11 protein-coding genes are annotated in these 12,696 nt (G+C 33.2%); all 11 read right to left on the reverse strand.

From position 1 onward, the window contains the following. Window positions 1–922 precede the first annotated feature (922 nt). The gene (locus R6X41_RS00005; protein ID WP_318496604.1) at window positions 923–1,945 is read right to left on the reverse strand and encodes a DUF4870 domain-containing protein; all 1,023 of its coding nucleotides are present in this window, start codon (window positions 1,943–1,945) and stop codon (window positions 923–925) included. Window positions 1,946–2,132: 187 nt separating this feature from the next. Next, window positions 2,133–2,585, reverse strand: a complete 453-nt coding sequence (locus tag R6X41_RS00010; protein ID WP_318496605.1) for a DUF1801 domain-containing protein — start codon at window positions 2,583–2,585, stop codon at window positions 2,133–2,135. Window positions 2,586–2,612: 27 nt separating this feature from the next. Next, window positions 2,613–3,551 (reverse strand): 2-hydroxyacid dehydrogenase, encoded by a 939-nt coding sequence (locus R6X41_RS00015; RefSeq protein WP_318496606.1) that lies wholly within the window; start codon window positions 3,549–3,551, stop codon window positions 2,613–2,615. Between the two features lie 134 nt (window positions 3,552–3,685). Beyond that, a complete protein-coding gene (mgtE, locus tag R6X41_RS00020; protein ID WP_318496607.1) occupies window positions 3,686–5,059 on the reverse strand; it encodes a magnesium transporter in 1,374 nt (457 codons plus the stop codon). Further along, entirely contained in the window at window positions 5,059–5,844 is a 786-nt protein-coding gene (gene rsmA, locus R6X41_RS00025) for a 16S rRNA (adenine(1518)-N(6)/adenine(1519)-N(6))-dimethyltransferase RsmA (protein ID WP_318496608.1), read from the reverse strand. The genes mgtE and rsmA overlap by 1 nt, the downstream gene beginning before the upstream one ends. 7 nt (window positions 5,845–5,851) lie before the next feature. After that, window positions 5,852–6,178 carry a DUF4286 family protein gene (locus R6X41_RS00030; protein ID WP_318496609.1) on the reverse strand — a complete coding sequence of 109 codons (327 nt, stop codon included), beginning with the start codon at window positions 6,176–6,178 and terminating at the stop codon, window positions 5,852–5,854. 1 nt (window position 6,179) lies between these two features. Next, window positions 6,180–6,695, reverse strand: coding sequence for a GNAT family N-acetyltransferase (locus R6X41_RS00035; protein WP_318496610.1), 516 nt, complete (start codon window positions 6,693–6,695; stop codon window positions 6,180–6,182). 3 nt (window positions 6,696–6,698) lie between these two features. Next, window positions 6,699–8,477, reverse strand: a complete 1,779-nt coding sequence (locus R6X41_RS00040; protein ID WP_318496611.1) for a tetratricopeptide repeat protein — start codon at window positions 8,475–8,477, stop codon at window positions 6,699–6,701. Between the two features lie 460 nt (window positions 8,478–8,937). Then, window positions 8,938–10,209, reverse strand: coding sequence for a serine--tRNA ligase (serS, locus tag R6X41_RS00045; protein ID WP_318496612.1), 1,272 nt, complete (start codon window positions 10,207–10,209; stop codon window positions 8,938–8,940). Window positions 10,210–10,446: 237 nt separating this feature from the next. Then, entirely contained in the window at window positions 10,447–11,760 is a 1,314-nt protein-coding gene (locus R6X41_RS00050; protein WP_318496613.1) for an HTTM domain-containing protein, read from the reverse strand. Further along, window positions 11,753–12,691 carry a bifunctional riboflavin kinase/FAD synthetase gene (locus R6X41_RS00055; RefSeq protein ID WP_318496614.1) on the reverse strand — a complete coding sequence of 313 codons (939 nt, stop codon included), beginning with the start codon at window positions 12,689–12,691 and terminating at the stop codon, window positions 11,753–11,755. Before R6X41_RS00055 ends, R6X41_RS00050 begins: the two co-directional genes overlap by 8 nt. Window positions 12,692–12,696: the final 5 nt, after the last annotated feature.

A 12,696-nucleotide genomic window follows, 5' to 3' on the forward strand; every position in this document is an offset into this window, starting at 1 on the left:
TATCTAATTTTGAAATTATTTGAGAAAACAATGTTATATTTATCATCGGAGAAAGGGTTTTTGTGGTGCACCACAAAGGTAACTTTGCGGAACAAAATTTCCTTTCTCTTTTTTTAAACGTTTAGGACGCTATTGATTAAAAATATAATATTATTGACAGCATTATTTGTTTTTTTTAACTGTAAAAAAGAAGTAAAAGTTGAAGAGTCTAAATCAATAAAAAACTTGTAAAAAAATATGATAGTGTTCTAAAGCTAAACTATGAATACTAATCTAGTAGTTTTTATAAATTTAATGAAATTTATAAAAAAGAAAGTCACTCCTTACTTGACAGTATATTGATACCAGAATACAAATCTATATTAAGTAATGATGAAGTTATAAATTTATATGTATGGGCTAGAATCAATACGATAAGTCAAAAAAAACAAATATTAAAAAAATTTGAAGGCAGGTATCTTTTAAAACCTCAATATGTTGATTATGATAGGTATATTACCTCTATTGAAATCAAAAACGATAGTTGTTTCTTATTTAAAGAACATAGAATAAAAGCCTTAGGGGAAATAAAATTAGTTCATTCCAAAAACGAGTTGACCCCCTGGTACATTTAATATTGAGTAGTATTTGATTAAGTTAATACAACCTAACTTTATATTACTTAAGGACAAAAATTGTTTGCATTGTAGTCCTTTAGAGTTTTATAAAGTTCAATAATACTGGTATAAGCTGTGATTAAAATGAAAAAGCTTATAACTATAATAATAATCACTTGTTTTCCTTGCCAAGAAAAACAAGTGATTAGCGAATGTGTATAAATACAAAGACAATACTACAGAGGTTTAAATTAGTATGCGTTACGCGTTTATTAAATAGATAGAAAAAAAGCTGAAGATTTTAAAACCTTCAGCTTTTTTGTGTGTTATGAAGAAACGAACCATTCTTGGAATTTATCTCCGACAACAAATACCGGTTTGGTGTTTCCGCCCAGAGCATTTATTAAACTCACTATCCACAGAATAAATGCGAAAACACCGATAACCCAACCAATCAAAGGAATAAAACTCAAAAGCCCCATGAGTCCTATGCCTAAAGTTTGTCTAATATAAAAAGAGCCGTAACTTGTTTTATTATTGTTATTTAATATTAAAGCAATTACCCAGCCTATTATAGTTAAATGTGCAATAATGGCTACATTTTTACCATCAGTAAGGATGTGTTTTGCATCATCTGCGAATTCATTTGCCGCTTTTTTACCGTCTTCAGAAAACTCATTGAATTTCTTCGTTGTGTCATCCGAAAACTCGTTTGCTTTCTTTTTAGAATCTTCAGCAAATTTGTCTGCTTCAACTTTTGCGTCTTCAAACGATTTTTTAGTGTCTCCCGAAATTTCATCAGCCTTGTTCTTAGCTTCATCAGAAAACTGATTCGCTTTCTTTTTAGAATCTTCAGCAAATTTGTCTGCTTTAAACTTTGCGTCTTCAAACGATTTTTCAGTGTCTCCCGAAATTTTATCAGCCTTGTTCTTCGCTTCATCCGAAAACTCGTTTGCTTTCTTTTTAGAATCTTCAGCAAATTTGTCTGCTTCAACTTTTGCGTCTTCAAACGATTTTTTAGTGTCTTCTGAAATTTTATCAGCCTTGTTCTTTGCTTCATCCGAAAACTCGTTTGCTTTTTTTTTAGAATCTTCAGCAAATTTATCTACTTTAACCTTCACGTCTTCCAACGATTTTTTAGAGTCTTCAGAAAAGGTGTCGAATTTATCTTTTGAATCTTTAGAAAATTCAGAGGCTTCGTTTTTAAGATCTTCGACCGCTTCTTTAATATCATGGCTCGCATTGGAAGTGGTGCTTTTAGCATCGTCAATACTCATATTGGAATCTTCCGTAAATTTGTTAGCTTTTTTATTTAGATCGTCGTTTGTGTTTTTGCTATCGTCAGACATAAGAAGTTAGTTGTTAAAAGGTTATAGAAATAAAGGTAGTGAAAAAAAGAATTGAATTGAAAATGAGTTTCTATGATTTTTAAAGTTCAAACTATGCATAGTAAGCGTGCTGACTACTTACTTTAGATTTTGTAACGTAGTGTTTTAAAATTTTAAAGTGTCAAAATCTAATATTTTTAATTACCAATTACTTAAAGACCTTTTCGTATTTAGTAATCCATTGCTGTGGCGTCATTTTTGAGACTAATTCAGCAATGAGTTTATGAGGAATAGCTTCAGGTTTTTTAAATCGAATGCAGCTTTTTCCCATATCTAGTTTGTATTTTGAATGCTTAGGGAATTCTGAAATAAACCAATTCAGTAGGTTTTCATCGGCGTAAATACCCATGTGATATAAGGCAATAAAATTTTTCTGAGAAGCGATACTAATAAACGGTAAAGGTAATTTGGGTTCGCAATGGTAACCTTCGGGATATAATTCGTGAGGTACCACATAGCCAATCATACCATAACTTATGGTTTCTTGAAAACCTTTTGGAAGGTGTTTTAAAATAACGGCTCTTAATTTAGACATCGCAACTTTCCGGTCTTCGGGTAAAAGTGAGATGTATTCGTCGGGAGTTTTGGCATCGTAAGTCATTAGCTAATGATTTGGTTTAGCCTAAAGTTACATAAATTTTGCTTTTATTTTATCGACTATAGTTTGCGCCAGTTTTTCTTTGCTTTCAATTGTCCAACCGGCAACATGCGGTGATAATAACACCTGTTCTGACTGAATTAAATAGTGTAATGCTTCAGGCATATTGTCTTCCGTAAACAAGTTTTCGAAGGATGCTTTTTCATATTCTAAAACATCTAATCCAGCGCCTAAAATCTGTTTGTTTTGTAATGCTGAAACTAAATCTGTAGTAACCACACTTTTTCCTCTTGCGGTATTTAAAAACCAAAAGGGCTTTTTAAATCCGTTGATGAATTCGGCATTAATCATGTTTTGAGTTAGCAGAGTTTGAGGTGTATGTAAACTCACAACATCGACTTCTGTTTGAAAAGTTTCTAAAGATACTTGTGTTGCGTTTTCGTTTCCGACACCCTCTTTAATGTCGTAACACAGCACCTTAACATCGAATCCACGTAGTTTTTTTGCGAATGAATTTCCCATGTTTCCATAACCAATTATTCCAACCGTTTTCCCATCTAATTCTAAGCCACGATTATCTTCGCGTAACCATTTGCCTTCACGAACTTCGCGATCGGCTTTATTTAGTTTGTTGAATAGAGATAGGAGCATACCTAATGTGTGTTCTCCAACTGCATTTCTATTGCCTTCGGGAGCCGAAATCAGGTAAACACCTCTAGACTGGGCATAATCGCAATCTATGTTTTCTAATCCAGCGCCTACGCGACCTATGAATTTTAAATTGGTTGCTGCATCTAGAAATTGTTTGTCGATAGTGAAACGACTTCTTATAATAATCCCATCATACTGATTTATTTTGGCTTCAATTTCTGATTTTGTTGAAGTGAAATCGTCGTGATTTTCGAATCCTAAATCTATTAACTGATTTTTTAAAAGCGGATGATTACTATCGAGATGAAGAATGGTCATAATGCTGAATTAGATTTCAAATTTACGAACTTTTGCGTTAAGGATTGAGCGATTTGTTTGCCCTCTTTTTAGGTGTTTTTCCAACCTAAAAAAGCGAGTCGAGAAAGCCTGACCCATTTTGGGGAACGCCCAAATTAAAACCCTAGCATTGCTTTTGCAATTAAGAAATAAATTAAGATTCCAAAAACATCGTTACTTGTGGTAATAAACGGACCTGTCGCAACGGCTGGATCTATACCGCGTTTATCTAAAATAATGGGAATGAATGTACCAATAATTGCGGCCATAACAATAACTGCAATTAGTGCTAAGCCAATAGTAATGGAAACTACATAAGGCGTTCCAAAGACAAAGTGTGTAACGCATAAAGCAATTAGTGCAATAGCTAGACCATTTACTAAACCTAGTGTAAATTCTTTTAATAATTGTCTAACAAGACTACTGTCTAAAGTGTTATTTGCTAGTCCTTGAACCACAATGGCTGAAGATTGTACGCCTACGTTTCCTGCTGTAGCTTGAATAAGAGGGACAAAGCTTAATAGAATAATGTAGTCGCCCATGGCGCCACTAAAACTGTTTATAATACTAGCCGCTCCTAAACCGCCAAACATTCCAATTAATAACCAAGGAAGTCGGGCTTTTGTTAGTTTCCAGATACTATCGTCTGCCTCTACATCTCGTGTAATACCAGCTGCAAGTTGATAATCTTTTTCTGCTTCTTCGCGAATAACATCTACAATGTCATCAATGGTAATGCGGCCTAATAGTATATGATTTTTGTCGACTACAGGAATGGCTTCTAAGTCGTATTTTTGCATGATATTAGCGACTTCTTCAATATCTTCATTTACATATACATAGTCCACTTTTGGAATGTATACCGTTGAAATATGAGTTCTTGGGGAAGCGATAAGTAAATCTTTTAGAGATAGACGGCCTATAAGTTTTTGATTGTCATCGACTACATAAATGGAGTGTACGCGAGTAACTTCTTCTGCTTGTGCACGCATTTCTTTTACACATTGGGTAACGGTCCAGTTCTCATTAACTTTTACAAGTTCTTTGGCCATTAATCCACCTGCAACATTATCGTCATAACGCAATAAATCTTTAATATCTTGAGCGTGCTCTTGATCTTCAATATGATTTATAACGTGTTGCTGCCGGTCTTCTGGTAGCTCCGAGATCATATCTGCCGCATCATCGGTATCGAGTTCCTCGATTTCTTCGGCAATTTCTTTGGCAGATAGTGTTGCTAGAATTTTTTCACGAGTGTCCTCGTCTAATTCCATTAATACTTCAGAAGTCTTTACACTATCTAAAAGTTTAATAACATAGGTCGCATGCTCTATGTCTATTTCTTCTAGAATTTCGGCAATATCAGCATGGTGAATATCATTTAAAAGTTCTAAGATGTTTGTATCATCTTTAGATTCAATTAATTGTTCCACATTTTCAATAAGCTCGTCACTTATTTTAAACTTAATATTGTCTTCGTTTTCCTCCACTAATTTTGTGTTTTTAAGTCGTTTTCTATACGCTTAGTAAGCGCGATAAATTGTGCTACCGAAAGTTGTTCAGGACGTTGCCCAAAGATACTATCTTCTCTTAAACTATCTGATAGATTGAATGTTTTTAAACTGTTACGAAGTGTTTTTCTTCGTTGCTGGAATGATGTCTTAACAACTTTGAAAAGCATGGCTTCATTACAGTCTAAACTGTAGTCTTCTTTTCGTGTTAAACGCAATACTCCGGATTCTACTTTTGGTGGCGGATTAAACACATGTGGCAGTACTGTAAATAAATATTCTGCTTTGTAAAATGCTTGTGTTAATACCGATAAAATACCGTAGGCTTTACTACCTTCTTTTTCGCAAATACGCTGTGCAACTTCCTTTTGAAACATACCCGAGAATTCTGGAATTTGATCCCGCATTTCTAAGGTTTTAAATACAATTTGTGTCGAAATGTTATACGGGTAATTCCCAATAACAGCAAAGGACTCGCCTTTAAACACTTCGTTAATATCGTATTTTAAGAAATCTTTTTCTATTACCCGATCGGCTAAATTTAAATAGTTTGCTTTAAGATATTCTACCGATTCAGGATCAATTTCTACAACATATGTTTTCGTAGGCTTCTTAAGCAAATACTTGGTTAAAACACCCATACCTGGCCCAATTTCTAAGACATTCTTGTAGCCTTCAAACGACAATGAGTTTGCTATTTTTTCAGCAATAGTTTCGTCTTTAAGAAAGTGCTGGCCTAAATGTTTTTTTGCTTTTACCGTCATATATAAATTAATGTTTTGTTACGTTGTAAACGTCTATAACTTCTAGCTCTGTTCTAAAAGCCAATACGTTTTCACCGAACTTTTTTAATGCTTCTGTTCGTAATAAATCTGAAAATTGATTGTAATATAGGTCTAAGTCTTCTCGTGTTTTTGCACTGTATTGTACAGAATAGGTTTTGTCCCCTATTTCGCCTTCAACAAGTACGCGGGTTAGTTTGGCTTCGTAAAATGTGCCAACCGATAAAACCTGAGGGATATGTTCTTGTTTCATCCAAGTGATCCAGGTGTCGTGAACCGCATCGCTAACATTTGAGGTTACATTATAAATATACATTTTAATTTAATTTTTTTGCAAATAACAACAACTCCTTGCCATCATCAAAAGGAATTATTGTTTTTTGGTAAGTTAGTCCTAATTTCTCAAGTAATTTAATCGAATTGGGGTTAGTTGGTAACGCTATTGCCAAAACTTCATTCAATTTAAATTTTGTTTTGGCGATATCTAGAATAGCAGATGCAGATTCAAAGCCAAATCCTCGTCCTTCGTATTCTTGTAAAAATGCAAAACCAATATCGACGCCTTCTAATTCTGGACGTTTTATTAATCCGCAGCAACCAATAGGTTTTAAGTTTTCAGATTTTAAAAGTAACTTATAAAAGCCAAAATCATTTTCGCGATAACTTTTTAGATGATTATTCGTTATATAATCCTCTGCTGCTTTAGTAGATTTTATATTGCGATCACCAATAAATTTCAACCAATTTGGTGTGTTTAAAAGTTCGAGAATAAAAGGTGCATCAGCAGTGTTTAGTTCTTCAATATGTAATCTTTCTGTAGAGGATATGTGCATAAGTTATTGGTTTAGGGAGTCTCCTCGCAACATTCTAAATTGTGATCTAGATTCTACAAAATAGATGCTATCGGCAAAGTTGAATATAATATATTCGTATAATGGTTTTGCTTTTTCGGGTAAATTAAGCTCGTTATTATATAACTCTGCCAAGGCAAAATATGAGTCGTCTGTTAATAAGCCGTCTTTGTGATTTGTAATTAATAACTGATAATTATTTTCGGCTTTTCCATACTCTTTTTGAGCCTCGAATAATTGTGCCTGTTTGTATAAAGCTTGCTCCGAAATAGGTTCTGCTCCGTGATTTATTAATAGGGTGTCTAATACAGAAATAGCTTCTGTAGGTTTGTTTTGATAGGCTAATAAATCTGCTTTTGCATATAGTTTCAAAGCGGTTTGAGTTGAGTCTTCATACTTGTTATCAGAAATAAGAAGTTTTAATTCTAATGCATCGTTGGCAATTAGTTGAGATGTCGATTGCTTTAAAATATTTAATTGTGATTCTGCCCATTTAAAATCACCTTTATAGTAACTTGTTTTTGCTACCCTAAATCTGGCTTCTTGCGAGATGATACTGTTTTTTAAACTCCGTTGTATTTGTGTGTAATAAATTAAAGCTTCATTAAATTTTTCTTGTAGGACTAATATGTCAGCTAGTTCTAATTTAACTTCTGCTGTTTGAGTGTCGTTTAGGTTTTGTTTTAGCGATTGCTTTAAAAAATTTTCGGCTTCTGCAGTTTGGTGTAAATTGAAAGCCAAAAAGTGACCGTAAGCAATTTGAAGGTCTAAAGTTTGCGTTTTTGTGCCATAGGTTTCAAACAGTTTTAAATAATCTGATTGTATAGACTTGTAGCCTTTATCTGAAGCAATAGTTGTATTAAACTGAAGTAAATTGTAATACGCTCTTAGTATTGTTGACGCATCTTGCGAGTTTTCAATAATATAATTGTAAATGGTTGCAGCAGTTTCAAAATCCTTTGCTGTCGATGCTATTGAAGCTAATTCTTCCATTCTATTTAAACTCTCAGGCAAACGATTGTAAATGGCCTTTTCTTGTGTAAATGCTTTGTTGAATTCTTTCTGCTGAATAAATAACCAGCTTAATAACTCGTTCCAAATAAGCTCTGGATCTTGCTGAATTTTTCTAAGCAATGTTTTTCTAAGAATAGTGTTGTTTTCGTTACTCGGATTGTTGTTTAAGAAATCACTAAAAACACGTTTTATTTCATTTATAAAAATCGGATTTTGCTCTAAAAAATCGGTGTAACTCACAAACATTTTTTCAACATCGCCTTGCTCTCCATAAATTTGAGATAACTGCATACTAAAATCTAAATTTTCGTCTAGATTCATTGCTGTTTCATACGATCGTATTGCTAAATCTAAAAGCGAATGGTCTTGAAATTCCTTGGCAATAGAAAATACATAATTCGGATTTATATTCAGAGTCTCTATCGCTTTTTCATAATTTTCATTGGCTTTAGATGTATTATCTTGCAACTGATAATTATATCCTAGCTCCACATAAAACGCAGGGAATTCCAATTCCGTTAAGGCGTGTTCTAAGAGCGATTGGGCTTCAGCATAATATTGTAATTGTTGCTGTGTTTCAACCAGAGCCTTGATGTAATTTGTATTGGATGGCCTATTGTCGTGTAGTTTTTGATAAGAGATTAGTGCTTTTTCAAAATCACCATTTTTAAAATATTGTTTTGCAGACAGATCCTCTTGCGAAAACACGCAAAAACTCAGAAGCATGCAATAAACGAATATTAATCTCATAGTTTTTTAAGTTCTTGTAAAGATAGGAAAGTGCGTATGAGAAACGAAAAATAGGGGTATAAAAAATGCCTGATAAATCAGGCATTTATACCAACCAAAATAAAAGTGCTATTAATCTACTGTCAATTCAAGTATGATTCAATTACTCTGTTGGATTTTTTCTGTATTTTATTAATGATGAGTTTCAGTTAAAAAACAAAACTGTTTTGAACTCCTTAATTTTGATTTTTGAGACTATTAATTTTCTTATAATTATAAGAATACTACTATTAATTTAGCTCTTTTAGGTGCTTAAATATTTGTAGGTTAATCATTATCTCCAAACAAATTTCCATAGAAATATTTAATATTCAAAATATATTCAGACAAATTCGTCCAACAACTCGTTTTTTTAGTATTTCATCGAATTATTTACGGTTTATCCGTACTGTTTTGTAGGGTAAACTGTATAAAATGAGATTTAATCAATAATAGAAAAGCCAGTATAAGGAATTAAAGCATCAGGAATAACAATTCCTTTTTCAGTTTGATAGTTCTCTAAAATTCCAGCTAAAACTCTTGGCAAGGCTAAAGAACTTCCGTTTAAAGTATGTGCCAATTCGTTTTTGCCTTCTTTGTTTTTAAAACGTAATTTTAAACGATTTGCTTGAAAGGTTTCAAAATTAGAAACAGAAGAAATTTCTAACCAACGATCTTGTGCTGTAGAAAACACCTCAAAATCGAATGTTAAAGCCGCTGTAAATCCTAAATCACCACCACATAATCTTAAAATTCTGTATGGTAATTTTAAGTCTTCAAGAATGCTTTTTACGTGAGCCACCATTCCGTCTAATGCTTTGTAAGAATTATCTGGATGTTCGACACGTAGTATTTCAACTTTATCAAATTGATGTAATCTGTTTAAACCTCTAACGTGTGCACCATAACTTCCAGCTTCACGTCTAAAACAAGGCGTGTAGCCTGTAATTCCAATTGGCAAATCACTTTCGTTTAAAACCACATCTCTAAAAATATTGGTTCCAGGGACTTCGGCAGTTGGAATTAAATATAAATTATCTGCTGTTACATGGTACATTTGTCCTTCTTTATCTGGCAATTGTCCAGTTCCAAAACCAGACGCTTCGTTTACCAAATGTGGTAATTGGTATTCTGTATAACCAGCAGCTGTGTTTTTATCTAAAAAGTATGCGATTAACGCACGTTGTAATCGTGCGCCTTTTCCTTTATAAACAGGAAAACCAGCACCTGCAATTTTGTTTCCTAATTCAAAATCTATAATGTCGTATTTTTTTGCTAATTCCCAGTGTGGCATGGCGCCGTCGTATAAAGTAGGGATGTCTCCAGCTCTAAAAATCTCTTCGTTATCGTCTTCAGAATTTCCAGCAGGAACCGTATCGTTTGGGACGTTTGGTATTTTATAAAGCAACTGATTTAGAGCTTCAGTTTTTTCGTTTAAAGTCTCTGTTAGATCTTTAGATAATTCTTTTAAATTCGCGCTTTTTCCTTTTAAAATAGTCGCTTTTTGGGTTTCACCACTTTTAAACAAAATACCAATCTCTTTCGATAACGTATTTGCTTCTGCCAAGGTGTTATCAAGCTGTGCTTGAGTGCTTCTGCGTGCTTCATCAAGATCGATAACTTCAGAAATCATATCTGTAGCATCAATATTTCGCTTTGCTAAATTTGCAATAATGCGCTCTTTATTATCTCGTATAAAGGGTATTTGTAACATCTTATTTTTTTAATTTGGGCGTTTCTTGTTTATCAACAAGACCAGGCTTTACGCTATATCTTTTTTACTCGTTTATATCATGTTTTCAGGCTTTTAATACACTGTAACTTCAGTCTAAACTATACGTGAGAAAACAAAACAAGTAAAAAAGGATGCCGCTGCAATCCTTAACGCGGGTGAAACTTAATTACAAACAAAAGTAATAAGATTTTAGGTTGAAAGAAATAAAATATAAACCTATTTTGAAGGTAAAATCCAATCGCTATGCTTCCATGCAGACCATTCTACATTAGCGAGGTCTACTTCTGTATTAATATATTGTTTAGAAGGTTTTCCGTTTACACTAATTCGCGCTTTTACATACACCGATATTGAATCGCCTTTTTCTGCATACACCGATTTTAATCGTTGCGAAAATTGCCACATAATATCTGGTTTACTTTGGGCTAATCGTATTTGTTTAGGCGATAAATAGTCTTTTAAATCTACTTTTTCGGTTGTGTTCTGGGTGTGATTTTTAATGGTGTAAGTTGCATGTCCTCCTTTAGAACGTAGCATCATGCGCCAAGATAAACGATGGCCTTCTTCTGTCCAAAGTACATCGTCTTTTATAAAATGGTGTCTAATTGGTAAAATTAATTGCACCACAAAATATGCAGACATCACTCCAAGTGCAAGATTTCTGTATTTAGGGATTATAACTTCTCCAGAATTGTAATAGGTTTTTTTGTTTTTAAAAAACAGTTTATGAATAATCTCTGTATCAAAAAAGAATAAGGCAAAAGCCAATGATAAATAAGGGAAAATTCCAACTTGAAAAATAAATGAATTAAATAAATGAAAGAAAACAGAGGCAAAGAATGCAAATTTTCGTGTCGGTTTATATAAAAATAAAGGAATAATTAAACCATCGAATAATATACCGCCATAAGTTAAAAAGTAATGTACTGGTTTGTGTTGTAGGAATTCGCCAACAAGAAAATAATTGGCTTTATTTCTCATTAAATGGCTCATTACAGTTGTGTCTAGCCAATCTGGGTAAATTTTGTTAATTGCACCATAAGTATAGACAATTAACATTTGTAATATAAATACCAAACTGCACCAGCGTGGCATGGAAATCTCTTTTATTTCGGGATGTAATTTAGCGTCTACAGAAAAATATTTATTTGCTGGTTGCAACGCCATTAATCCGCTTAAAAGAATTAATAAATAATAGTGATTGTTATACGATGCTTTTTGCATAAAATAACAACCTGCCCAAAGTATTGTAAACGAAATAATACTAAATCTATATTTGTAGCCTACCATGATACATAGGCCAAGAAGGCCCATAATTGTATAATAAAAATACATGCCATTTCCAGGAAGAGGTTGTAGCCATTCGAAGCCTATAAACGAAAATGTAACATCAGGGTCGATAAGTGTGCGTTTAATCCAGCCTGTAAAAATAGCGCCAACAGTTTCTGAAAAACACAGGAATCCGAAAATGATTCGGAAGACAATTAATGCCGAATTGTCTATATGTTTAAATAAAAATTTATTAATCATTTAATTTCCCAATAAAGAGTCTCGATTCTTTTTCGTCTTTTTGTAGTTGTAATTTTAAAGCGTCAATAGAGTCAAATTTTTGCTCTTCTCTAAGACGGTGAAGCATGTCGATTTTTAGTTGTTTTCCGTATAAATCGGCATCAAAATCAAAGAAGTGAATTTCTATATGTTGTAACGTACTGTCAGAAATTGTTGGATTAATTCCAATATTCATCATCCCGAAAATTGTTTTGTTTTCAATTTCAGATTTCACAACATAAACCCCTTGTTTTGGAATGAGTTTGTACGTTTCTTCAATTTTTAAATTTGCAGTAGGATATTGTAATTGTTTCCCGATACTTTTACCAGTAATTACACTACCATTCAAACAAAACGGATAGCCTAAATATGCATTTGCTTTTTCAATATCGCCAGCGTCAAGTGCTTTCCTGATTTTTGTAGAGCTTACAGCAACTTCGTTTACATCTTCAACAGAAATTTCTTCAACTTCAAAATCGTACAATTCGCCAAATTTTCGTAAATCGTTTATGTTAGCAGAACGGTTTCTTCCAAAATGGTGGTCGTAACCTATTATAACGCGTTTGGCTTGTAATTGGTCGACAAGAATTTTTTTTACAAAATCTTCGGCAGTCAGTCTAGAAAACTCTTTTGTAAATTTTTGAACACATAAATAATCCAATCCAGACTGCTCTAAAATAGAACTCCGCTCTTCAATTGTATTAATGAGTTTAATATTGGCATCATTTTGGAGTACCATTCTAGGATGTGGAAAAAAAGTAAGTACAACCGACTTAAGATGTGTGTCTTTGGCTGTGTTTACTAGTCGTTTCAGTATTTTTTGATGTCCCAAATGAACGCCATCAAAAGTGCCTATTGTTACGACTGTTGAAATCTTGGAGTCTAGATTGTTAAAATTTCTGACTTTTTCCATTTAAT

Source organism: Formosa sejongensis (assembly GCF_033447105.1).
Classification (GTDB): domain Bacteria; phylum Bacteroidota; class Bacteroidia; order Flavobacteriales; family Flavobacteriaceae; genus Formosa.

Excerpts from the sequence above, each read along its gene's own strand:
- R6X41_RS00055 (WP_318496614.1), bottom strand. The coding sequence starts at position 12,691 with ATGGAAAAAGTCAGAAATTTTAACAATCTAGACTCCAAGATTTCAACA.
- R6X41_RS00015 (WP_318496606.1), bottom strand. The coding sequence starts at position 3,551 with ATGACCATTCTTCATCTCGATAGTAATCATCCGCTTTTAAAAAATCAG.
- R6X41_RS00010 (WP_318496605.1), bottom strand. The coding sequence starts at position 2,585 with ATGACTTACGATGCCAAAACTCCCGACGAATACATCTCACTTTTACCC.
- R6X41_RS00035 (WP_318496610.1), bottom strand. The coding sequence starts at position 6,695 with ATGCACATATCCTCTACAGAAAGATTACATATTGAAGAACTAAACACT.
- R6X41_RS00040 (WP_318496611.1), bottom strand. The coding sequence starts at position 8,477 with ATGAGATTAATATTCGTTTATTGCATGCTTCTGAGTTTTTGCGTGTTT.
- R6X41_RS00050 (WP_318496613.1), bottom strand. The coding sequence starts at position 11,760 with ATGATTAATAAATTTTTATTTAAACATATAGACAATTCGGCATTAATT.
- serS (WP_318496612.1), bottom strand. The coding sequence starts at position 10,209 with ATGTTACAAATACCCTTTATACGAGATAATAAAGAGCGCATTATTGCA.
- R6X41_RS00030 (WP_318496609.1), bottom strand. The coding sequence starts at position 6,178 with ATGTATATTTATAATGTAACCTCAAATGTTAGCGATGCGGTTCACGAC.
- R6X41_RS00005 (WP_318496604.1), bottom strand. The coding sequence starts at position 1,945 with ATGTCTGACGATAGCAAAAACACAAACGACGATCTAAATAAAAAAGCT.
- rsmA (WP_318496608.1), bottom strand. The coding sequence starts at position 5,844 with ATGACGGTAAAAGCAAAAAAACATTTAGGCCAGCACTTTCTTAAAGAC.